Raw genomic sequence first — 21,182 nt, 5'->3', positions numbered from 1 at the left:
GATGCTGGAAGAAAAACCGATTCGCAAAGTCTCCGTGGTGATCCCGGTGTACAACGAAGAACAGAGCCTGCCGGAGCTGGTGCGCCGTACCGACGCTGCCTGCCGCACGCTCGGTCTTGACTATGAAATCTTACTGGTGGATGACGGCAGCGCCGACCGCTCCGCGCAGATGATCGCCGATGCGGCGGATATGCCGGGCAGTCACGTGGTCGGCGTGCTGCTGAATCGCAACTATGGGCAACACTCGGCGATTATGGCCGGTTTCAGCCATGTTTCCGGTGATGTGATCATTACGCTGGATGCCGATCTGCAAAACCCGCCAGAGGAGATCCCCAACCTGGTCAAAGCCGCGCAGCAGGGCTACGACGTGGTCGGCACCGTGCGTCAGAACCGTCAGGACAGCTGGTTCCGTCGCCGCGCCTCACGCACCATCAACCACCTGATTCAGCGCGTGACCGGCAAAGCGATGGGCGATTATGGCTGCATGCTGCGCGCCTATCGCCGTCACATTGTCGATGCGATGCTCAATTGCCACGAACGCAGCACCTTTATCCCGATTCTGGCGAACACCTTTGCGCGCCGCACCATTGAACTGCCGGTTACGCATGCCGAGCGTGAGTTTGGCGACTCCAAATATAGCTTCATGAAGCTGATCAACCTGATGTATGACCTGGTGACCTGCCTGACCACCACGCCGCTGCGTCTGCTGAGTATTGTCGGCAGCTTAATTGCGCTGGCCGGTTTCGCCTTTTCTCTGATCCTGATTGTGCTGCGCCTGTTCCTCGGTGCCAGCTGGGCCGGTGACGGTGTGTTCATGCTGTTTGCCGTGCTGTTTATTTTTGTCGGCGCGCAGTTTGTCGGCATGGGCCTGCTGGGCGAATACATCGGTCGTATTTATAACGACGTACGCGCCCGTCCGCGCTACTTCATTCAACGTGTTATCCATCCGCAACAAGATGCCCCGTCTGTACAGGAAATTAAGCAATGAAAACTATCGTCTTCGCCTATGCCGAAATGGGCTGTGCAGGCATCACTGCGCTGCTGAACGCAGGCTATGAAATCAGTGCCATCTTCACCCATGCGGACACCTCGCCGGAGAGCCATGCGTTTCCTTCGGTGGCACGCCTCGCGGCTGAGCAGGGCATTCCGGTTTATGCGCCGGAAGATGCTAACCATCCGCTGTGGGTGGATCGCATCCGCACCATGCAGCCGGACTTTATCTTCTCGTTTTATTATCGCGCATTGCTGAGCGACACGATCCTGAACTGCGCGCGGGTCGGCGCGTTTAACCTGCACGGTTCGCTACTGCCTAAATACCGTGGTCGTGCGCCGCTTAACTGGGTGCTGGTCAACGGCGAGACGGAGACTGGCGTAACGCTGCACCGCATGGTGAAACGTGCCGATGCCGGCGACATTGTGGCGCAGCAGCGCGTGGCGATTGACCCGCAGGATAATGCGCTGACGCTGCACCGTAAGCTGGTGGCCTGCGCCGGCCAGCTGCTGGAAGGCGCGCTGCCGCCGATGAAGCGCGGTGAGATTGCCGCCACGCCGCAGAACGACGCGGAAGCGACCGTGGTTGGTCGCCGCACGCCGGAGGATGGCCGCATCAACTGGGAGCTGCCGGCGGCTAAAGTGAATAACCTGGTGCGTGCAGTCACCGATCCCTGGCCTGGTGCGTTTGCGTATGCCGGCACGGTGAAATTCGTGGTGTGGAAAGGGCGGGTTCACCAGGATGCGCCCAGCGCCAAACCGGGCACGGTGCTGTCAGTTGAGCCGTTCCTGATTGCCTGCGGCGAGGGCGCGCTCGAAGTGGTCACCGGGCAGAGCGACAACGGTGTTTACATGAACGGCAGCCAGCTGGCGCAGAGTCTGGGCATGGTGCCGGGTGCGCTGCTCTATTCGCAGCCGGTTGCTGCGGTGAAACGCCGCACGCGGGTGCTGATCCTCGGCGTAAACGGCTTTATCGGCAACCATCTCACCGAACGCCTGCTGCAGGATGATAACTTTGAGGTTTATGGCCTGGATATCGGTTCCGATGCCATCAGCCGTTTCCTGGATGAACCGCGCTTCCACTTCGTCGAAGGGGATATCAGCATCCACTCTGAATGGATTGAGTATCACATCAAGAAATGTGACGTGGTGCTGCCGCTGGTGGCAATCGCCACGCCGATCGAATATACCCGTAATCCACTGCGCGTGTTCGAGCTGGATTTCGAAGAGAACCTGAAGATTATTCGTGACTGCGTGAAGTATAAAAAGCGCATCATTTTCCCGTCGACCTCCGAAGTGTACGGTATGTGCACCGATCAGCATTTCGACGAGGATCACTCCAACCTGGTGGTCGGACCGATCAATAAACAGCGCTGGATCTATTCGGTATCAAAACAGCTGCTGGACCGGGTGCTGTGGGCCTATGGCGAAAAAGAGGGGCTGCGCTTTACGCTGTTCCGTCCGTTTAACTGGATGGGCCCGCGGCTGGATAACCTCAACGCCGCGCGTATCGGCAGTTCTCGCGCCATCACCCAGCTGATCCTTAATCTGGTGGAAGGCTCGCCGATCAAGCTGATCGACGGTGGCGCGCAGAAGCGCTGTTTCACCGATATTCGCGACGGCATCGAAGCGCTGTTCCGCATTATCGAGAACAAGCACAACAACTGCGATGGCCAGATCGTTAACATTGGTAACCCGGAGAACGAAGCCAGTATTAAAGAGCTGGCGGAACACCTGCTGGCCAGCTTTGAGCGCCACCCGCTGCGCGATCGTTTCCCGCCGTTTGCCGGTTTCCGTGAGGTAGAGAGCAGCAGCTATTACGGCAAAGGCTATCAGGACGTGGAGCACCGCAAGCCGTCGATTAAGAATGCCCGCCGACTGCTCGACTGGACGCCAACCGTGGCGATGGATACCACCATCGACAACACGCTGGACTTCTTCCTGCGCACCGTTGAGCTACAGGAAAAGCCATGAAGCGAGTGGGTTTGCGTGTTGATGTCGATACCTGGCGCGGCACGCAACTGGGCGTACCGGCGCTGCTGCAGCAGTTCAGCCTGCATCAGCTGCAGGCCAGCTTCTTCTTCAGCGTCGGGCCGGACAACATGGGGCGCCACCTGTGGCGCCTGATGAAGCCGCGCTTTCTGTGGAAAATGCTGAGATCGCGCGCGGCCTCGCTGTACGGCTGGGATATTTTACTGGCCGGTACCGCCTGGCCGGGCCGCGAAATAGGCAAAGGGCTGGCTTCGATTATTCGCGCCACGGCAGATCATCATGAAGTGGGCTTACATGCCTGGGATCACTTTTCCTGGCAGACCTGGGCTGGCGTGTGGTCGCCACAGCAGCTGAATGCGCAGATTGCGCGCGGTAAAGTGGCGCTGGAAGCCATTTTGGGTGACAGTGTCACCTGCTCTGCAGTGGCAGGCTGGCGCGCCGACAGCCGGGTACTGGATGCCAAGCAGCCGTTTGGCTTTCGCTATAACAGCGACTGTCGCGGCAGCGGGCCGTTCATTCCGCGCCTCAACGATGGCAGCCTCGGCACGGTGCAAATTCCGGTAACCCTGCCAACGTGGGATGAAGTGGTGGGCCAGCAGGTCAGCGCGGAGAGCTTTAACGACTTTATTCTCGCGCAGATGCATGCCGCTAGCGGTACGCCGGTCTATACCATTCACGCAGAGGTCGAAGGCATTGTCGGTTTGCCCGCCTTTGCCGATCTGCTGACGCGCGCGCAGCAGCAAGGCATCCGGTTTTGTCCGCTGAGCGAGCTGCTGCCGGACGATCTCAGTACGCTGCCGCAGGGCCATGTGGTGCGCGGGCACATTGCCGGCCGGGAAGGCTGGCTGGGTTGCCAGAGTTAACATTTTACAGGACCCAAGTATGGAAACACCGATGCGCAGCCGCACCCGCATAGTGCTGCTGATAGCGCTTTTTGCTCTCTACTATCTGATCCCGGTGCCATTCCGTGATCTCTGGCAGCCGGATGAAACCCGCTATGCCGAAATCAGCCGCGAGATGCTGCTGAGCGGTAACTGGGTGGTGCCGCATTTTTTTGATTTGCGCTACTTCGAGAAGCCGATTGCCGGTTACTGGATCAATAATTTTGGCCAGCTGTTATTTGGGCATAATAATTTTGGCGTGCGCGCCGGTGCGATTATCTGTACCACGCTGAGTGCCCTGCTGATCTACTGGCTGGGCAAGCGGATGTTCGCCAGCCGCAAAATAGCGCTCACCGCCAGCGTGATCTTTCTTACCTCGCTGCTGGTTTACGGCATCGGCACTTACGCCGTGCTCGATCCGATTCTGCTGCTGTGGCTGGTGGCGGCAATGTGCAGCTTTTGGTTTGCTGCGCAGGCGCACAGTACCTCACAGCGGCTGATGGGGTATGTGCTGCTCGGCGCGGCCTGTGCCATGGGTTTCATGACCAAGGGCTTTCTGTCGCTGGCGGTGCCGGTGCTGGCGATTGTGCCCTGGGTGCTCTGGCAGCGACGTTTTGGCGAACTGCTGCGCTGGGGCCCGCTTACTGTGCTGGTGGCGGCCGCGATCAGCGCGCCCTGGGCGCTGTCCATTCAGCATCAGGAAGGCGATTTCTGGCACTACTTCTTCTGGGTCGAACATATTCAGCGCTTCGCGGAGAGCGATGCGCAGCACAAAGCCCCGTTCTGGTATTACCTGCCGGTGCTGCTGGCAGGGTGTTTGCCATGGCTCGGCCTGTTGCCGGGCGCGCTGAGCGACGCATGGCGACAGCGTCAACCGCACGCTGCCGCGATCTATTTGCTTAGCTGGGTTGTGCTGCCGCTGCTGTTCTTTAGCATCGCCAAAGGCAAACTGCCGACCTATATCCTGCCGTGCTTTGCGCCGCTGGCGTTGTTAATGGCGCATTATGCGCACGGTAACACCGCGCGCCTGAAACAGGCGTTGGCGGTAAATGGCTGGATTAACCTGCTGTTTGGTCTGGGCGCCACGCTGCTGGTCGTGGTGGTGCTGGCACCCTGGGGACTGGCGCACCATCCGGTGTACGCGCGCGATGAGTTGCTGCGGGTACTGTGCGCTGCGCTGGCGTTTGCCGGCTGGGCGGTGATGGGCTGGTTAAGCCTGAAAACAGATCGCTGGCAACTGGCTGCGCTTTGCCCGCTGGCATTGGCGCTGCTGGTCGGGTTGGCTATCCCGCAAAAGGTGCGTGATAGCAAACAGCCGCAGAGTTTCGTCAGCGCCGTTCGGCCTCAGCTGGCGCAGAGCCGCTATCTGGTGGTGGACAATTCCGGCATCGCTTCTGCGGTCGCATGGGAATTGCGCCGCAGCGATATCACTTTCTTCGATGAAAAAGGTGAGCTGGAGTACGGACTGGGTTATCCCGATGCAAAAACGCGCTACGTCGACGGGGAAGCCTTCGCCGACTGGCTGCGCCTGCATCGCCGAAAAGGTCCGGTGGCACTGGTGCTGCTGCTGAATTCTGACGAAAAGCAAGCGGATGCGCATCTGCCGGTGCCGGACGATGTCTATCAGCAGGGACGGCTGGTCTACTACGGCTACAACGCGACACCATGAATCTGCTGCTGATCCTGCTGGTAAGCCTGCTCAGTTGTGCCGCCCAGCTGTGCCAGAAACAGGCGGCCCACTGCGGCGGGCACCGCCTGTTCGGCTGGCTGGTGCTCAGCCTGCTGCTGCTGGGGACGGCGATGTTGCTGTGGCTGGTGGTGTTGCGCACCGTGCCGGTCAGCGTGGCTTACCCGATGCTGAGCCTGAATTTTGTGCTGGTGGCGGTGGCGGCGCGCGTCATCTGGCGTGAGACCTACACGCGGCGGCAGTGGCTGGGTACGCTGGCGATCGTTGCCGGGGTTGCGCTGATGGGGAGCCATCTGTGAAGGGCTGGCTGCTGGCGCTGGCCAGCGTGCTGCTGGTGTCGCTGGCGCAGCTGCTGCTGCGCACGGCAATGCTCGCGCTGCCACCGCTGGATACATGGACCGCGCTACCGTGGCAGCACGGCCTGATACCGTTAATCGGCGGACTGGCGGCCTACGGCTGCTCAATGCTGTGCTGGCTGCTGGCGCTGCGGCTGCTGCCGCTCAACCGGCTCTATCCGCTGCTCAGTCTGAGCTATGTGCTGGTGTGGCTGGCCGCCATTTCTCTGCCGGCCTTGCATGAAACCTTCCGCTGGAGCAGTCTCGCTGGCGTCGTATTGATTGTCTGCGGCCTGCTGTGCGTGGCGCTGCCGCGCCGTTAACCGTTAATGCTGCTGCCACGGGTGATATTCACCCTGGCGGCGGGCTGGCGCCGTTTCCGGCAAACGCAGCAGGCCGAACAAAGAAATCACTCCCAGCACTGCAATATACAGCGCCAGACCATACCAGTGGCCGTGGGTCATCTGCAGAATTTTCACCGCCACCAGTCCGAGTACGCCGCTGCCGATCAGCGAACCGATCTGCCAGATCACCGCGATACCGCTGCAGCGAATGTGCGTGGGAAAAAGTTCGGGGAACCATGACGCCTGCGGGGCATAACACATGCTGTGGCCCAGCGTCAGCGCCACGATCATCGCCAGTTGCGTGAGCCAGTAGCTGTTGTGCGCCAGCGCGAGAAAAAATGGCACGATCGAGAGCATGATCAGCAGCGTGCCGATCAGATAAACCGGCTTGCGACCGATGCGGTCGGAAAGGGCACCCATGAGCGGGATCGCCAGGACTTCGAGGATCACCGCGACGATCATACTGTTCATCAGAATGCCGGCATCAAGCTGATTAGCCTTACCCCAGGCAAGGATGATGACGGTAAACAGGGCGAAGGCGCAGGCTTCGATCAGTTTCGCTGCCACGCCGTTGACCACCAGCCGCGGATTACCACGCAGCACCTCTTTTAACGGCCTGGATTCTGCCGCTTTGGTTTCACGAATGGCGGCGAAGACCGGCGATTCATCAATGCGCAGGCGAATAAACAGGCCGACAATCACCAGCAGCGCGCTGAGCAGAAAAGGCACGCGCCAGCCCCAGTCCATCATCTGCTCCGCGCTCAGCGCGGCATTAAGCACAGCGAACAGCGCCAGCGGCAGCAGAAACCCGACCGGGGCACCAATCTGCACCCAACTGGCAAAGAAACCGCGCCGGGAAGGCTGCGCATACTCGGCTGTCATTAATACCGCGCCCGCCTGTTCGCCGCCGACGCCAAACCCCTGCAGCAAGCGGATGGCAATCAGTAATACCGGGGCCCAGACGCCAATTTTTTCGTAGGTTGGCAGCAGACCAATGCAGAACGTGCCAAGGCCCACGATCAGGATAGTCGCCACCAGCGCTTTTTTGCGTCCCACTTTGTCGCCGATGTGCCCAAACACCATGCCGCCAATGGGACGTGCGAGGAAGCCAACCGCATAAGTGGCGAAGGCAGCGAGTGTGCTGACCAGCGGATCGTGGCTGGGAAAGAATAGATGGCCAAAGAACAGTACCGCTGCCGTACCGTAAGCGAAAAAGTCGTAATACTCTGCCGCCGTGCCTATCGCCGAGGCGCTGGCGACGCGGCGGATCAATGATTTAGGGTGAGCTTCAGCGGTATCAGATTGAGCAACAGTTGATGAGGCCATGACAAATCCCGAAGAGGTGAAAGAGCGACTACCATACAAGAAGGTTTGTGCAGTTGTTGCGCGATTGATCACAAAGCGTGGCGACTTCTGGCGTAAAGGGGCCGATCTGCTGCGCTTCAATAACCACCTCGCCCAATCTTCATTCATCTTTTTTCGGCTGATGTAAATCCATCAAAATAAACCGGTCAAAAGGCTTGAACTCACAATTTGAAAAGCAGGTTTCAAATATAAATTAACATGAAATAAAAATGCCGATAGCCTGGACGCGCTGCTTTGTTCTGATGCTTTTCCTAACGCATTTTTTACCAGGAGGTATTATGGAAAAAGAACTTTATCTCTCCACCAACACCGCGTCCGGCCCCAACAGCACAACAAAAACCGAACCCTTCGTTAAAATCATCGCGCTGGTGGCGACACTCGGCGGGCTGCTGTTTGGTTACGATACCGGCGTGGTATCGGGTGCGCTGCTCTTCATGCGCAGCGATTTACATCTCACGCCGTTCACTACCGGGCTGGTCACCAGTTCACTGTTGTTCGGCGCTGCCTTTGGCGCACTGCTGGCAGGGCACTTCGCGGATGCCCTCGGGCGCCGCAAAATCATCATCACGCTGGCCTTTATTTTCGCCCTCGGCGCGGTCGGCTCTGCCTTCGCACCTGATGTGGTGACGATGATTGCGTCACGCCTGTTTCTCGGTATTGCCGTCGGCGGGGCGGCTGCCACCGTGCCGGTGTATATCGCGGAAATTGCCCCGGCGAATAAACGCGGTCAACTGGTGACGCTGCAGGAGCTGATGATTGTCTCTGGCCAGCTGCTGGCCTATGTCTCCAATGCGACCTTCAATGAAATCTGGGGTGGCGAACATACCTGGCGCTGGATGCTGGCCATCTCCACCGTACCCGCCGTGCTGTTGTGGATCGGGATGATCTTTATGCCGGAAAGTCCACGCTGGCACGTCATGCGCGGCAACACCGCTGGCGCGCGCAGGGTGCTGGAGAAAACCCGGGCGGCGGAGGATGTAGAGTGGGAGCTGGAGGAGATCGAAGAGACCATCGAAGAGCATCGCCAGCAAGGCAAAGGTCGCCTGCGTGATCTGCGCACGCCATGGTTGCGCAAAGTGTTTTTACTGGGAATTGGCATTGCCGCCATCCAACAGCTGACCGGTGTGAATACCATCATGTACTACGCGCCAACCATGCTCACTGCCACCGGCCTGAGCAACGATGCGGCGTTGTTCGCCACCATCGCCAACGGCGTCATCTCGGTAATCATGACGCTGGTGGGGATCGTGATAATCGGTAAGGTTGGTCGTCGTCCGCTGGTGCTGATAGGGCAGATGGGCTGTACCGCCTGCCTGTTCTTTATCGCCACGGTGTGCCTGCTAATGCCGGAGTATCACGCCGGTGGTGCGGTTAATCTGCTGCGGGCCTACCTGGTACTGGCCGGAATGCTGATGTTTTTATGTTTTCAGCAGGGCGCGCTGTCACCGGTAACCTGGTTGCTGCTGTCGGAAATCTTCCCGGCGCGCATGCGCGGCATTTGCATGGGCGGTGCCGTTTTTGCCTTGTGGATTGCCAACTTCGCCATTTCCATGGCCTTCCCGCTGTTGCTGGCCGCCTTTGGCCTGGCCGGGGCGTTTCTCACCTTTGCGGTGATCGGGATCGGCGGCGCCCTGTTTGTACTGCGTGCTATCCCGGAAACCAAAGGGCGCAGCCTGGAACAGGTCGAACACTATTTCTATGAACTGTATGACGGTAAAGACTAAATGTGAGGGCGCTCAGGCTGATGTAAATCACTCAAAGAAGCCGCAGAGCGGGCAAAAAAGATAACTTACTATCAGGGCATGTCAGTAGCTTGCAGCAAACAGAACCTTACCCAGTGATTATTATCCAGGAAAGATCATGACCTACAAAATAAGCAGTGACCGATTCTGTGTTAACCGTAAAATTGCCCCTCATCTCAGCATGGCGGAATTCTTCGCGCTGGTGGAACAGCTGGGATTAAATAAAGTTGAAATACGCAACGATATGAAAAGCGGCAGCGTGACCGACGGCGCAGGCGGTGAGGAAGTGCGTCGCCTGGCAGCGCAGCATCAGCTTGAGATCGAAACCATCAACGCAGTGTATCCCTTCAATCAGTTAGATGATGCGGTGCTGGAAAAAACGCGCGCGCTGTTAGCCGATGCGCGCGCCACCGGGGCGAAAGCGCTGGTGCTCTGTCCGCTCAATGATGGGACGCCGGTGAGTAATGAGCAAACCGTACAGGCGCTGCAAACCCTGGCGCCGCTGTTTGCCGAATATGGTGTTGCCGGGCTGGTTGAACCGCTCGGTTTTCCGCAGAGTTCACTGCGCTCGGCCGCGCTGGCGCAGCAGCTCATCGCTCAGGCCGGTGTGCCGTTTAACATCGTGCTGGATACCTTCCATCATCACCTGTACGAAGGCGCCGAACAGGATTTCGCCGGTGGCGTAGACGTGAATCACATCGGCCTGGTGCATCTCTCTGGCGTAACGGATGCGCGCCCGACTCATCAACTCACCGACGAAGAGCGCATCATGCTGAGCGCGGATGACCTGCTGAAATCCCGCGAGCAGGTGCAGCGCCTGGAAGAGATGGGCTATCGCGGTGTTTATGCTTTCGAGCCGTTTTCGTCGGTGATGGAGAGCTGGAGCGCTGAGGATATTGCGCGCGAAATCCGCAGCAGCATTGATTATCTCAACCACTAACCAATCCGGCATTTTGCTGAAGGAACCTCGCATGACACTCAATATTGGTGTAATCGGCACTGGCGCTATCGGCCGTGAACACATTCGTCGTTGCAGCCAGGTGCTGCAGCATGCGCGCGTGGTCGCGCTTAATGATATCAATCGCAGCAACTGTGAGCAGGTGATTAGCGAGCTCGGCTTGCGGGCAGAGATTTACGACAACGCGCACGATCTGATCGCCGCGCCGGAGGTGCAGGCCATTCTGGTTACCTCGTGGGGCCCGACGCATGAAGAGTTTGTGCTGGCAGCCATCAAAGCCGGCAAAGCGGTATTCTGCGAGAAGCCACTGGCGGTGACCGCGCAGGGCTGTATGAACATTGTCGAAGCGGAAATAGCCGCGGGCAAAAAGCTGGTGCAGGTGGGTTTTATGCGACCGTACGACAGCGGCTATCGGGCGCTGAAAGCGGTTATCCACGACGGCACCCTGGGTGAGCCGCTGATGCTGCACTGCGCGCACCGCAATCCGGCGGTCGGCGATGCTTATACCACCGATATGGCGATCACCGATACGCTGATCCATGAACTCGACGTGCTGCGCTGGCTGCTGAACGATGATTACGTCAGTGCGCAGGTGATTTACCCACGCAAGACCCGCCACGCGTCATCGCACCTGAAGGATCCGCAGATTGTGCTGCTGGAAACCGCAAAGGGCATCCGCATTGATGTCGAGATCTTCGTGAATTGCGCCTATGGTTACGACATTCAGTGTGAGGTGGTTGGCGAGAGCGGCATTGCCCGCCTGCCTGAACCAATGTCGGTACAGACTCGCCACGCGGCGCAGCTCTCCACCGGCATTCTGACCGACTGGAAAAAGCGTTTTATCGCTGCCTATGACGTTGAGCTGCAGGATTTCATTAACAACGTGCTGTCGGGCAATATGACAGGCCCGTCGGCGTGGGATGGCTATGCCGCCGCTGTGGCGGCCGATGCCTGTGTTGCGGCACAGAACAACGGTGATATTGTCCCGATTACCATGCCGCCACGTCCGGCTTTTTATCGTTAATCCCGCCACATCGCGGCTGGCGCACCCTAACCGGTGCGCCTTTATGTGACATTGTCACCTGTTGACAGCCATCTTCCCGTCAGTCACAGCCCGCGCCTCACATTTGTTAGCGATCCCGTGTATCATCGCCGCCTTTATGTTGTGCAAGGAAAAGTGTGATGACGGAGAGCGTAATGGCGCGCCGCCAGCCCTCGGTATGGTGGGGCGCCATGATCATCTGTGGGACGGTAGTGGGCGCCGGTATGTTTACGTTGCCGATCGTGATGGCCGGGGCGTGGTTTGGCTGGGCGCTGCTGCTACTGGGCATCAGCTGGGGCGCAATGCTGCTCTCCGGGCTGCTGTTTATGCGTGTCAGCCTGCATTATCCGCCAGGCGCAGGCTACGATACGCTGACGCGCGATTTGCTTGGGCGCGGCTGGGCCAGCATCAATGGCCTCAGCATCCTGTTTGTGCTGGGCATTCTCACCTACGCCTATATCTCAGCCAGCGGTCCGGTTTACCAGCACTCGCTGAATCAGCTTGGCGTGCCGCTCTCAACCGCCGGGGCCAAAATCGCGCTGACGTTGTGTGTCGCCGCCGTGGTGTGGCTCGGCACCACCGGCGTTAGTCGTTTGATGACGTTCTGCGTGCTGGCAAAAATCCTGCTATTGATTTTGCTGTTCGGCGGACTGTTAACCCAGGTAGACGTGCCCTCGCTGTTCGCTGCCGCCGCGCCGGGAGACAGCTACTGGCCTTACGCAATGGGCGTGCTGCCGTTCTGTCTGGCCTCTTTTGGCTATCACGGTAACATCACCGGACTCGTGAGTTATTATCAGCGCCGCGAGTCGCCGGTGACACGCGCGCTGGTGCTGGGCACGCTGATGTCGCTGGCGCTCTACCTGTTCTGGATTGTCTGCACCATGGGGAATTTGCCGCGCGCCGCGTTTCCTGACATCGTGCAGCAGGGTGGAGATATTGCCGCACTGATGGCCGCGCTGCGCGATCATCTGCACGTGCGCGCGTTATCGCTGATGATGTCGGTGTTCTCACATTTTGCGGTGATAGCCTCGTTTCTCGGCGTGACGGCAGGCCTGTTTGATTTCATCGCCGACCGCCTCGGCTGGGGGCATTCCCCGCGCGCGCGTCTGCAAACCGCCTGCCTGACATTTTTGCCGCCGCTGCTCGCTTCGCTATGGTGGCCGCATGGCTTCGTCACCGCCATCGGTTTTGCCGGTCTGTTTGCCACGCTGTGGGCGGTGATTATTCCGGCGCTGCTGGCGCGGCGTGCGCAACAGCGCTTTGCCGATCGGCCGCGTACGCCACTGGCGATTGGCCTGGTAATGCTTTTCGGCGCGTTGAATGTGCTGGCATGGACGCTGAGCTGGCTGGGTATGTTACCGCAATTTGCTGCGGCCTGAGTGGCGAGAGCCATGGGGTTCAGAGGTATTCGTAGCGGCGCGATTTATCGCGCTAATCTGGCCACCGCGCCGTTGTAAATTGCGCGTTGAATTGCGCCGCTACCTGGCGCTGGGGCTACGACTGGGTTGAATAATTCACTCTGCTTAAATCAGCGATAAGACCCGGTCCGTTGGGCTGCCAGTTGAGCTGCTGCCGCGTCCAGGCACCGCTGGCACGCAGATCCAGCCTGGCGAAAGCGGTGAACCAGCCGAAATGCTCCGCGGCCTGATCGGCTTTCAGCGAAACGGCAGGAATACCCAGCCCTGCTGACACGGTTTCAGCAATCAGCCGTGAGGCAATACTTTCCTCTGCTACCGCATGATACCGTTTGCCGCGTTCGCCTTGCTCAAGCACTTTTACGTACAGCCCGGCGACGTCATCAACGTGTGCCGCGCACCAGGCGTTTTCACCTCCGCCGATATAAGCTGCCGCGCCTTTCTCCCTGGCAAGAGCGATGTAATAGCTGATTAATCCCTGACGTTCAGTGTTGTGAACCTGAGGTAAACGCACCACACGTAGGTCGATTCCCGATTCAAGGAGCTTAGTGCCTTCCAGCTCCGAGGCGACGCGTGGGTTAGGGTGTGCCGGGTTGAAATTCTGCTCAAGAGCGGGCTGGCCGCTGCCGTCATCACCCATTCCGGTACCAGAAGTGATGAGCAGCGGACGCTGACTGCCCTGCAACACAGAGCCAATCGCGCGAATAACGCGGCGGTCTTTTTCGCAATTATCGACAAAACGACTGAAATCATGATCGAAAGCGGTGTGAATCACCGCATCACATTGGTCAATGCCGGCAATCCATGCCTGGGGATCTTCCAGCGTACCGCGCTGGGCTGTCGCGCCCTTATCGTTTAACTGCTGAGCTGCTTCTTCTGAACGTACAAGACCGGTCACCTGATGGCCGCGAGCCAGCAGGGCCGATACAACGCGTGAGCCGATAAAGCCCGTCGCACCCGTTATAAAAATACGCATAGCCTGTCTCCTGAGTGATTTAGTGCGACAGCGTAAGCGCGGATCTTTTACTATTAAAGTAGTGAAGTTATCAGGGTATAAACATTAACAGGGTGATTTATGACGCTGCTTTCTGAAAATCCGCTGGGTGAGTTTTTAAGGGCACGCCGTCTGGCAATTGACCCGGCTTCGTTTGGTTTTTTGCCCGGCCGCCGCCGTACGCCGGGCCTGCGCCGCGAAGAGGTTGCCCAGCTCGCGAATATCAGCCCGACCTGGTACACCTGGCTTGAGCAGGGCCGCGGGGGAGCGCCCTCGCGTGAGGTACTGAACCGCATTGCTGCCGGACTGCGGCTTACGTCTCCCGAGCGCGATCATCTGTTCATCCTCGCATTTGGGCATCCGCCAGAAAACCGGGTAAGTCGGTCCGACAGCATAACCCCACGGCTGCAACGCGTACTGGAAAGGCTGACGATTCCGGCGATTATTAAAACCGCCACCTGGGATGTGGTGGCATGGAATCATCCGGCGACGGTTGTGCTGAAGGATTACGGGCAACTTCCGCCCGCGCGGCGCAATATTCTGCGCCTGCTGTTTACCGATCAGGAAGCGCGGGGGATGCAAGACGACTGGGAGGGCGTTGCCCGTCTCATCGTCAACGCCTTTCGGGCGGATGCCGCGCGCCTGGGGGCTTCAGAGGAAATTGATCGACTGGTTGAGGAGCTATCCGCTCAAAGCGCTGACTTCGCCCGCCTGTGGCGTAACAACGATGTGGCCGGGCATGGCGAAGGGTTTAAGGTGCTGCATCATCCGCAAATGGGGACGATTGCCCTGGAGTTCTCGACCTTTTCTGTTGAAGGCAGGCCGGATTTAACGATGATGCTCTTTAACCCGGCAACCGATGAAAGCAGAGCGAAAACAGAGCGCTGGATTTCACAGAACTCAGCTCAGCGCGTAGTCTGAGTCAGACAGTTTTTAATGCGTCAGCCAGCACGCTATAGCAATCACACCAGTCGAAAAAAACAGGCTTACCCTGTAATGGGCAGGAGCAACGGAATAGAGATTCTCCTGCCTGATTCAATCGCTTAACGAGGCACCTGTTCAACAAAACGTACTGGTATAAATATACCGTCCGCAGCGCCTTTTTGCTTAATTGCCGCGATAGGTGGAGTAGCCGTACTGGCTGAGCAGCAGTGGAATATGGTAATGCTGCTCGGTATTATCCAGGTTGAACATCACCGGGATTTCCGGGAAGAAGGTCGGCTGACTGTTTTTTTTGTAATAGTCACCGGTTTTAAAAATTACGCGGTAAATCCCGGTCTGCGCCTTCTGGCCCGCCGGGTAAAGCGCTGGAATACGTCCCTGATCGTTGGTGGTGCCCTGCGCCAGTTTCACCCACTCTTCCCCCTGTTTCTTATCCAGCTCGACCTCAATACCTGCGGTCGGTACGCCGGTTTGCAGATTCAGCACATGCACGCTCAGGGGATTTTTCATCTCAGCGGCCAGGCCGCTCACGCTGAAAGCGCAGAGCGCGCCGCCCAGTAAATAATGCTGCAATTTCATCTCATCTTCCTTTTGGTTAATTGGCCGGGAAAGCATAAGACGAAAACAGTGCAGTCGCGCACAATGGGCTGAAATCTGTGAAATTTCCCAGAGCAGAACCGGCAACCGGGCGGCTGCCGGTCAGGGGAACTACTGGTTGCTGATCAGGGTACCTTTCAGGCCGTGTGGTTCGGAACGCAGATACTGTGGCGGCGCTTTGGCCTGCGCACCCAGTTCGGCGGCGGCGTGCCATGGCCAGCGTGGGTCATACAGTACCGCGCGTGCCAGCGCGATCAAATCGGCATCCTGCTCCTGCAGCGCCTGCTCGGCCTGTTTCGGTTCGGTAATCAGCCCCACGCCAATCACCGGAATCGAGACCTGCTGGCGAATCTCGCGAGCGAACGGCAACTGATAACCTGGACCGACGCTGATTTGCTGCTGCGGTGCCAGCCCCCCGCTGGAGACGTGAATATAGGCGCAGCCTGCGGCTTCAAGCTGCTGGCTGAAAACAATCGATTGCTGATTATCCCAGCCGCCCTCGATCCAGTCGGTGGCAGAAAGCCGCACGCCAACCGGGATTTCAGCCGGCAGCGCAGCGCGCAGCGCCTTGAACACCTCAAGCGGGAAACGCAGACGGTTCTCTAATGAGCCGCCATATTCATCGTCACGCTGGTTGCTGAGCGGCGACAGAAACTGGTGCAGCAAATAGCCGTGCGCAGCATGCAGTTCGACCAGCTGAATGCCGATGCGTACCGCGCGCAGAGCGCTATCGACAAAGGCCTGTTTCAGCTGCGCCAGATCCTGTTTGCTGAGTGCGGCCGGCGGACGCTCATCCTGTCCAAACGGCTGCGCAGACGGCGCGACGGTCTGCCAGCCGCCGTGTTCCTCAGAGAGCTGCGCACCGCCTTGCCATGGCGCAGCACAGGACGCTTTGCGCCCGGCGTGACCCAACTGAATGCCAATCGGCAGGGTAGCGTAGCGCCGTACGTCCTGCAGCACGCTGGCCAGCGCGGCTTCTGTCGCGTCGTCCCATAACCCCAGGTCGCCCGGCGTGATACGGCCAATGGCTTCCACTGCCGTCGCCTCGATAATCAGCAGTCCCGCGCCAGAGAGCGCCAGCTGGCCGAGATGAATGCGGTGCCAGGCCGTTGCCTGACCTTCTTCCGCTGAGTATTGGCACATCGGTGCAATCACAATACGATTTTCCAGCGACAACTCGCCAAGCTGCGTCGCGCTAAACAGTAAACTCATGCATACCTCATATCCGCACGTTAATGACTCCCTACAGCATAGGAGCTGCAGCCGGATTTGCAGCAATGCCAGATGTAAGCGGCAATGACACCCATTAATTACAACATACTATTAGTCATTGATGTAATGGTGCCTGATTCGGCTAACGTGCCAGTAAGGCTAACTAGCGCCATTTATTTAAACCAGGGGCTGAGGCTAAACAGAATGCAAGCTAACGCTAAGTGATTCTGGACAGGCGTAAACCCAGCGGCCCAAAATAACTTCTCATGTTAAAGCGGGATCTGATTAAGTATTATCGAATCATCGGCTAATCAAAGGAACTGTGAAATGGATGAAGCACTACTCGCAATGATGCGTTCAAATGGGCGCAACAGGGCCTGGGCAGAATCGATGGTCAATCTTGAAGCCCGTAAGCTGATTGAAACTGCTAACCGTGAAGCCGGGTTTCACATCAGGGATGGACTTACGCGACTCCAGTTTGTGCAGGAAATAAGGGATGTGATTGAAGAGCAGTTCTCGATTGCCCGGCGCGCAAAGTCTGATGAAGAGTGCATGGCCTGCGTAAAAAATCTCAGGGCAGAGACCGAAAATCTTGCAGAGCAGGGGCAAATGCTGCGCAGGAATACTGCGAAACTTTACGCTAAAGTGGAGTTCGTCCGGGAAAATAACAAAATTGTCGGTTATGTGATTTCTGCTGTGAATGTAGTGCTTTCGGGCGCAGAAATAGCTTTAGGAACAACGCTACTGGCTAGCGCTAATCCATTGGGTGTGCTGGCTGGCGCAATACTCGTTGTGGATGGATTCAATGGCCTTAGTAAAGAATTTAGCCATCAGGTACTTCATGATTCTTCATCTGAAGGGTTCGCTGCCAATGCTGCTATGTCTACGGCTGAATTTATGGGTTTTAGTTCTAAAAGTGGATTAGGCGTATATAAATCAATCTCACTTATTGCTAACGCTTACAGCATCTTAGGCTTAATAAGAAAGCCTGGAGCATGGAGGCTATTTCGCTATATGCCCATCGATTATTACAGGAAAGTCAGTACGTTAAGTCGGCCAAAACTAACCATGAAAATTGTTGGATACGGCGTGAAGGCCAAAGTTATTTTTGATCTGATGACAATTACAGATCGCCCTTAATCCCGGAAGTATGTTTTTTATACCGCCAGGCTTTAAAAGCGAGTTTGGCGGGCGTCAAATACCAGATAAAAGGTAACCCTACAATTAACGCAAAAGCCAGAGAGAGAGTGTTATTTTTTGTAGATAAAACAGATGTAAAAATCAGGATTAAAAAAGCAATAATAGTTATCCACTTAGCTACATTGAATCGTTTTGCTAAATCCTGAACCACTTCATCAAGAGTTCCCCCGAAATTTTCCACATTGCTTTTAATTTTCTGGAGATCTTTATGACTGAAGCCGGACTCCAGCAGTGATTCTTCGCTAATTTTCATGGATTTCATCCTTAAAATTCACCATAACATCACCAGTGAGTTTACCCGAAAACAGGCGATAAATCGCCATCTGTGAATCATGTTTCGATGTTAGTTAATTTAACTTTGAAACAGCAGCTTACGTCATTCGTCTGACTTGCTGGTTACTTGTAATCGATTTACCAGAGAAACAGCACGAAACCGGCAGCGATGACCGGCGGCAGCAACACGAACGGCAGTACGGACAATTCTTCACTGAACGCATAGCCGGCTTTGTTAATACCTGTCCACATGTTGATGAATGCGATTACCACCCAGACGGCGATGAAACTTTTCGTGGTTAACTCACTGGGAAAGGGCCCTAAATGCCAGAGCCATCCAAAAGTCAGGAAGATGCCAAATAGCGCAAAGCCACAGATAAGGATGACAACGGTGTGCATTTCCGGCGCTCCTGTTTATATGGTAAAGCGACCGGCGAGCGATCCCGCCAGTCACGACTGTTACCCTTCACACGACGGTGCTTTCGCTGGCGTCAGAAGGTCGGACAATCCAACCCGATGTAGCATTTCGGCGCGCAAACGGTCGATGACCGCAAAGCCGATATTCGCGCCGTCTTCGGACGGATCGTTATGCACACGAAATGGACGCGTACCAAACGGCATACCGACAACATCGGCAATCTGTGCTGCAACGCGCGCGGGATCGGCATCCTCCGGCACTATCCCCGCAAAGGCATTTTGCACAACATCGCCGAATCCGGCATAAGGACCTGCTTCATACTCCGCGACACGCCCGGTGTCGGCAGGACTTCCAGAATGGGCAAAATGGTTGGTCCCTTTGGTAAAGGCTCCCGGCATGATGATTGTCGTCTCAATGCCGAATCGGCTGAGCTCGCGCGCATACTGAACGGCAAGCGTATCCATCGCCGCTTTGGCGGCAAAATAAGGGGCCAGATAGGGCGGTGTGCCGCCGGTCACGCTGGAACTGGAAATCCAGACCAGCAGGCCTTCACGTCGGGAGCGCATATGCGGCAGTATGGCCCGGTTGACGCGCTGCGTTCCCAGTACGTTAACGTCATATTGCTGGGCGAACTGCTCTGGCGTGAAGGCTTCGGCCGGACCGAACATCATGTGGCCAGCATTGTGTACCACCACATCAAGCTTTCCGGCGTCGGATATTACCGTTTCAATGGCAGCATCAACCGATTTATCGCACTGAACATCAAGTTCCAGCGGCCGAAGGTCAATTCCTTCCCGCGTGGAAAGTTCGTTTAACTGGCGGACATTTGCGGCATTACGGCCCGCAATACCCCGCATTGATGCATAAACGGTATGACCAGCACGCGCCAGCGCTTCGGCGGTCAGGCGACCGAAGCCGCTTGAAGATCCGGTCACAAGGATAATCTTCTGAGACATAACAGTACTCCATTGACTCAATCTGCAGTTTGCGGCTCAGACCATTCCGCCATTGGCGCGCAGGATCTGTCCGTTCATCCAGCAGCCCTGTGGTCCGGCGAGGAAAGAAACGACATTAGCGATATCCTCAGGGGTGCCGAGGCGTTCCAGCGGATTCATTTTGGACATGCGCGCGATCAGTTCATCGCTTTTCCCATTGAGGAAGAGGTCGGTCGCAGTCGGACCGGGCGCGACGGCATTGACGGTGATGCTGCGTCCGCGCATCTCTTTGGACATGATGGTTGTCAGTGTTTCGACGGCCGCCTTGGTCGCGGCATAGACGCCATAATTCTCAAGCTTAAGCCCGACAACCGACGTGGAGAAGTTGATGATGCGCCCGCCAGAGCGCAGGCGGTTTGCCGCTTCGCGCAGGGTGTTAAACGTCCCCTTAAGATTGATGTCAATCTGCTTGCTAAAACTCTGATCGTCGGCGCTGGCCAGCGGAGACAACATCATTACGCCGGCATTATTGACGAGCACATCAATACCACCAAACGCAGATTCGGCTAAATCGAACATGCGTTTGACCTGGCTGGCATCAGCAACGTCCGCCTGCGCGGTGATGGCTCTGCCACCGGCGGCTTCGATCTCCTCAACCACGGCGGCAGCAGCCTCTGCGTTGCCGGCATAGTTCACCACGATGGCAAAGCCGTCCGCAGCAAGCTGCCTGGCAATGGCGGCACCAATTCCGCGGGATGCACCGGTTACGATTGCAACTTTCTCTGAAACAGACATAGATATTCTCCCATTTTCGCGCGGTATCGCGCCTGAACACGGAGAAAATCTAGCACTGTATCCTTTCCGGATAATCAGTCATTATCTGGTATCAGAATCCGATAATGACGAACAATGCCATGGACAGAATTGATACGATGCGCGTTTTCACGCGTGTGGTAGCGCGCCGCAGCTTCACAAGGGCGGCGCAAGACCTCGGCCTGCCACGCTCGACCGTAACGGACGCGATTAAGCAACTTGAGTCGCGCCTGGGCATTAAGCTGCTGGAACGCACCACGCGTCACGTCAGCCCGACGCTGGACGGTGAAGCCTACTACAAGCGCTGCGTTTCTATACTGGACGATATCGAGGATGCCGAGGGGGCGTTTGCCGGCGCCCGACCGAAGGGATTGTTGCGTGTCGATGTTCATGGCACGCTGGCAAGACATTTTGTTCTGCCGCATCTTCTTTGTTTTCTCGAAGCTTATCCTGATATCGAAATCTATCTGAGCGAGGGTGACCGGCTGGTCGATCTGGTGCGTGAGGGAATTGATTGTGTCCTGCGTGTCGGAACGCCGCAGGACAGCGATATGATCGCACGGTGCGTCGCCACGCTGGAAGAGGTCACGGTCGCTTCGCCCGGTTACGTCTCCCGGTTCGGGCTTCCGTCGGATCCGGATGAACTGCATTCCGGCCACAGGATGATCGGATTTCGCACCACGGGCAGCAGCGGCATACTCCCTCTGGCATTCAGGGTGGACGGCAAGCGCATCACCACGACGATCAAAACTTCAATTACCGTCAATGCGGCTGATACCTTTGTATCCGTGGCGCGCATGGGACTCGGCATCATCCAGGTGCCGCGTTATCACGTGGAAGATGATCTGAAGACGGGAGCCCTCGTCGAATTGCTCAAAGCCTTTCCACCTGAACCGTCTCCCGTCTCTGTCCTGTATCCGCGCAACCGACAGCTATCACCCAGAGTCAGGGTCTTCATCGAATGGCTAAAAGATCTCTTCCTGCAGCACGACGTGGATAGCCATGCCGGCAAGTGATCTGTGTGAAAATCGAAAACGGTGCAGAGAC

The 21,182-nt window shown here is 57.1% G+C and carries 22 protein-coding genes; 14 read left to right on the top strand and 8 right to left on the bottom strand.

Going from position 1 to position 21,182, the window contains the following annotated elements; genetic code table 11:
- The first annotated feature begins 1 nt into the window (after position 1).
- From arnC to arnF, 6 genes are read left to right on the top strand one after another with little or no spacing between them, the layout of a single operon-like run.
- A complete protein-coding gene (gene arnC / locus C1Y43_RS05650) occupies positions 2–988 on the top strand; it encodes an undecaprenyl-phosphate 4-deoxy-4-formamido-L-arabinose transferase (RefSeq protein ID WP_021509379.1) in 987 nt (328 codons plus the stop codon).
- Positions 985–2,964, top strand: a complete 1,980-nt coding sequence (gene arnA / locus C1Y43_RS05645; protein ID WP_021509380.1) for a bifunctional UDP-4-amino-4-deoxy-L-arabinose formyltransferase/UDP-glucuronic acid oxidase ArnA — start codon at positions 985–987, stop codon at positions 2,962–2,964. The genes arnC and arnA overlap by 4 nt, the downstream gene beginning before the upstream one ends.
- Positions 2,961–3,845 carry a 4-deoxy-4-formamido-L-arabinose-phosphoundecaprenol deformylase gene (arnD, locus tag C1Y43_RS05640; protein WP_104187359.1) on the top strand — a complete coding sequence of 295 codons (885 nt, stop codon included), beginning with the start codon at positions 2,961–2,963 and terminating at the stop codon, positions 3,843–3,845. Before arnA ends, arnD begins: the two co-directional genes overlap by 4 nt.
- A 31-nt stretch (positions 3,846–3,876) precedes the next feature.
- A complete protein-coding gene (gene arnT, locus C1Y43_RS05635) occupies positions 3,877–5,532 on the top strand; it encodes a lipid IV(A) 4-amino-4-deoxy-L-arabinosyltransferase (protein WP_104187777.1) in 1,656 nt (551 codons plus the stop codon).
- Positions 5,529–5,849 carry a 4-amino-4-deoxy-L-arabinose-phosphoundecaprenol flippase subunit ArnE gene (gene arnE, locus C1Y43_RS05630; protein WP_021509383.1) on the top strand — a complete coding sequence of 107 codons (321 nt, stop codon included), beginning with the start codon at positions 5,529–5,531 and terminating at the stop codon, positions 5,847–5,849. Before arnT ends, arnE begins: the two co-directional genes overlap by 4 nt.
- Positions 5,846–6,208 (top strand): 4-amino-4-deoxy-L-arabinose-phosphoundecaprenol flippase subunit ArnF, encoded by a 363-nt coding sequence (gene arnF, locus C1Y43_RS05625; RefSeq protein WP_104187357.1) that lies wholly within the window; start codon positions 5,846–5,848, stop codon positions 6,206–6,208. Before arnE ends, arnF begins: the two co-directional genes overlap by 4 nt.
- A gap of 3 nt (positions 6,209–6,211) precedes the next feature.
- Here arnF and C1Y43_RS05620 read toward each other — a convergent pair whose 3' ends face one another.
- Positions 6,212–7,555: an MFS transporter gene (locus tag C1Y43_RS05620; protein ID WP_233209799.1), complete on the bottom strand. Its 1,344-nt coding sequence runs from the start codon at positions 7,553–7,555 to the stop codon at positions 6,212–6,214.
- Between C1Y43_RS05620 and C1Y43_RS24070 the strand changes: the two genes are divergently transcribed.
- From C1Y43_RS24070 to C1Y43_RS05600, 5 genes are all read left to right on the top strand, one after another.
- A complete protein-coding gene (locus C1Y43_RS24070; protein WP_233209798.1) occupies positions 7,554–7,721 on the top strand; it encodes a hypothetical protein in 168 nt (55 codons plus the stop codon). The genes C1Y43_RS05620 and C1Y43_RS24070 overlap by 2 nt on opposite strands.
- Positions 7,722–7,872: 151 nt before the next feature.
- The gene (locus C1Y43_RS05615; RefSeq protein WP_058781499.1) at positions 7,873–9,318 is read left to right on the top strand and encodes a sugar porter family MFS transporter; all 1,446 of its coding nucleotides are present in this window, start codon (positions 7,873–7,875) and stop codon (positions 9,316–9,318) included.
- A 136-nt stretch (positions 9,319–9,454) separates the two neighbouring features.
- A complete protein-coding gene (locus C1Y43_RS05610; protein WP_058781498.1) occupies positions 9,455–10,276 on the top strand; it encodes a TIM barrel protein in 822 nt (273 codons plus the stop codon).
- 31 nt (positions 10,277–10,307) lie between these two features.
- Positions 10,308–11,318, top strand: a complete 1,011-nt coding sequence (locus tag C1Y43_RS05605; protein ID WP_104187354.1) for a Gfo/Idh/MocA family protein — start codon at positions 10,308–10,310, stop codon at positions 11,316–11,318.
- A 158-nt stretch (positions 11,319–11,476) separates the two neighbouring features.
- Complete coding sequence (locus C1Y43_RS05600; RefSeq protein WP_104187352.1) at positions 11,477–12,715, top strand: aromatic amino acid transporter; 1,239 nt, start codon at positions 11,477–11,479, stop codon at positions 12,713–12,715.
- A 115-nt stretch (positions 12,716–12,830) separates the two neighbouring features.
- On the opposite strand, the gene C1Y43_RS05595 is transcribed toward C1Y43_RS05600, so the two are convergent.
- The gene (locus C1Y43_RS05595; protein WP_104187350.1) at positions 12,831–13,727 is read right to left on the bottom strand and encodes an SDR family oxidoreductase; all 897 of its coding nucleotides are present in this window, start codon (positions 13,725–13,727) and stop codon (positions 12,831–12,833) included.
- Positions 13,728–13,826: 99 nt separating this feature from the next.
- On the opposite strand from C1Y43_RS05595, the gene C1Y43_RS05590 reads away from it, so the two are divergent.
- Positions 13,827–14,666 (top strand): helix-turn-helix transcriptional regulator, encoded by an 840-nt coding sequence (locus C1Y43_RS05590; protein WP_104187348.1) that lies wholly within the window; start codon positions 13,827–13,829, stop codon positions 14,664–14,666.
- A gap of 186 nt (positions 14,667–14,852) precedes the next feature.
- Here C1Y43_RS05590 and uraH read toward each other — a convergent pair whose 3' ends face one another.
- Together uraH and C1Y43_RS05580 are read right to left on the bottom strand one after the other, a co-directional pair.
- Entirely contained in the window at positions 14,853–15,266 is a 414-nt protein-coding gene (gene uraH / locus C1Y43_RS05585) for a hydroxyisourate hydrolase (protein ID WP_104187346.1), read from the bottom strand.
- 129 nt (positions 15,267–15,395) lie between these two features.
- Complete coding sequence (locus C1Y43_RS05580) at positions 15,396–16,496, bottom strand: NADH:flavin oxidoreductase/NADH oxidase (protein WP_104187344.1); 1,101 nt, start codon at positions 16,494–16,496, stop codon at positions 15,396–15,398.
- Between the two features lie 327 nt (positions 16,497–16,823).
- Between C1Y43_RS05580 and C1Y43_RS05575 the strand changes: the two genes are divergently transcribed.
- Complete coding sequence (locus C1Y43_RS05575; RefSeq protein WP_021509394.1) at positions 16,824–17,636, top strand: DUF4225 domain-containing protein; 813 nt, start codon at positions 16,824–16,826, stop codon at positions 17,634–17,636.
- Here C1Y43_RS05575 and C1Y43_RS05570 read toward each other — a convergent pair.
- From C1Y43_RS05570 to C1Y43_RS05555, 4 genes are all read right to left on the bottom strand, one after another.
- Positions 17,620–17,949 carry a hypothetical protein gene (locus tag C1Y43_RS05570; RefSeq protein WP_104187342.1) on the bottom strand — a complete coding sequence of 110 codons (330 nt, stop codon included), beginning with the start codon at positions 17,947–17,949 and terminating at the stop codon, positions 17,620–17,622. The genes C1Y43_RS05575 and C1Y43_RS05570 overlap by 17 nt on opposite strands.
- Positions 17,950–18,107: 158 nt before the next feature.
- The gene (locus tag C1Y43_RS05565) at positions 18,108–18,368 is read right to left on the bottom strand and encodes a hypothetical protein (protein ID WP_104187340.1); all 261 of its coding nucleotides are present in this window, start codon (positions 18,366–18,368) and stop codon (positions 18,108–18,110) included.
- Between the two features lie 60 nt (positions 18,369–18,428).
- Entirely contained in the window at positions 18,429–19,343 is a 915-nt protein-coding gene (locus tag C1Y43_RS05560; protein ID WP_104187338.1) for an SDR family oxidoreductase, read from the bottom strand.
- A 36-nt stretch (positions 19,344–19,379) separates the two neighbouring features.
- The gene (locus tag C1Y43_RS05555; RefSeq protein ID WP_104187337.1) at positions 19,380–20,117 is read right to left on the bottom strand and encodes an SDR family oxidoreductase; all 738 of its coding nucleotides are present in this window, start codon (positions 20,115–20,117) and stop codon (positions 19,380–19,382) included.
- A 119-nt stretch (positions 20,118–20,236) separates the two neighbouring features.
- Here C1Y43_RS05555 and C1Y43_RS05550 point away from each other — a divergent pair, with 119 nt between their 5' ends.
- Complete coding sequence (locus tag C1Y43_RS05550; protein WP_104187775.1) at positions 20,237–21,151, top strand: LysR family transcriptional regulator; 915 nt, start codon at positions 20,237–20,239, stop codon at positions 21,149–21,151.
- Positions 21,152–21,182 lie beyond the last annotated feature (31 nt).

Origin of the sequence: Pantoea sp. ICBG 828 (genome assembly GCF_002928355.1) — a bacterium.
GTDB lineage: Bacteria > Pseudomonadota > Gammaproteobacteria > Enterobacterales > Enterobacteriaceae > Pantoea > Pantoea dispersa.
The sequence above is the reverse complement of the archived record's forward strand: the minus strand, read 5'-3'. Positions and strand labels throughout refer to the sequence as shown.

Coding starts and splice junctions, on each gene's coding strand:
- arnC (WP_021509379.1), top strand. CDS start 2: ATGCTGGAAGAAAAACCGATTCGCAAAGTCTCCGTGGTGATCCCGGTG.
- arnA (WP_021509380.1), top strand. CDS start 985: ATGAAAACTATCGTCTTCGCCTATGCCGAAATGGGCTGTGCAGGCATC.
- arnD (WP_104187359.1), top strand. CDS start 2,961: ATGAAGCGAGTGGGTTTGCGTGTTGATGTCGATACCTGGCGCGGCACG.
- arnT (WP_104187777.1), top strand. CDS start 3,877: ATGCGCAGCCGCACCCGCATAGTGCTGCTGATAGCGCTTTTTGCTCTC.
- arnE (WP_021509383.1), top strand. CDS start 5,529: ATGAATCTGCTGCTGATCCTGCTGGTAAGCCTGCTCAGTTGTGCCGCC.
- C1Y43_RS24070 (WP_233209798.1), top strand. CDS start 7,554: ATGACAAATCCCGAAGAGGTGAAAGAGCGACTACCATACAAGAAGGTT.
- C1Y43_RS05620 (WP_233209799.1), bottom strand. CDS start 7,555: ATGGCCTCATCAACTGTTGCTCAATCTGATACCGCTGAAGCTCACCCT.
- C1Y43_RS05615 (WP_058781499.1), top strand. CDS start 7,873: ATGGAAAAAGAACTTTATCTCTCCACCAACACCGCGTCCGGCCCCAAC.
- C1Y43_RS05610 (WP_058781498.1), top strand. CDS start 9,455: ATGACCTACAAAATAAGCAGTGACCGATTCTGTGTTAACCGTAAAATT.
- C1Y43_RS05605 (WP_104187354.1), top strand. CDS start 10,308: ATGACACTCAATATTGGTGTAATCGGCACTGGCGCTATCGGCCGTGAA.
- C1Y43_RS05600 (WP_104187352.1), top strand. CDS start 11,477: ATGACGGAGAGCGTAATGGCGCGCCGCCAGCCCTCGGTATGGTGGGGC.
- C1Y43_RS05595 (WP_104187350.1), bottom strand. CDS start 13,727: ATGCGTATTTTTATAACGGGTGCGACGGGCTTTATCGGCTCACGCGTT.
- C1Y43_RS05590 (WP_104187348.1), top strand. CDS start 13,827: ATGACGCTGCTTTCTGAAAATCCGCTGGGTGAGTTTTTAAGGGCACGC.
- uraH (WP_104187346.1), bottom strand. CDS start 15,266: ATGAAATTGCAGCATTATTTACTGGGCGGCGCGCTCTGCGCTTTCAGC.
- C1Y43_RS05580 (WP_104187344.1), bottom strand. CDS start 16,496: ATGAGTTTACTGTTTAGCGCGACGCAGCTTGGCGAGTTGTCGCTGGAA.
- C1Y43_RS05575 (WP_021509394.1), top strand. CDS start 16,824: ATGGATGAAGCACTACTCGCAATGATGCGTTCAAATGGGCGCAACAGG.
- C1Y43_RS05570 (WP_104187342.1), bottom strand. CDS start 17,949: ATGAAAATTAGCGAAGAATCACTGCTGGAGTCCGGCTTCAGTCATAAA.
- C1Y43_RS05565 (WP_104187340.1), bottom strand. CDS start 18,368: ATGCACACCGTTGTCATCCTTATCTGTGGCTTTGCGCTATTTGGCATC.
- C1Y43_RS05560 (WP_104187338.1), bottom strand. CDS start 19,343: ATGTCTCAGAAGATTATCCTTGTGACCGGATCTTCAAGCGGCTTCGGT.
- C1Y43_RS05555 (WP_104187337.1), bottom strand. CDS start 20,117: ATGTCTGTTTCAGAGAAAGTTGCAATCGTAACCGGTGCATCCCGCGGA.
- C1Y43_RS05550 (WP_104187775.1), top strand. CDS start 20,237: ATGGACAGAATTGATACGATGCGCGTTTTCACGCGTGTGGTAGCGCGC.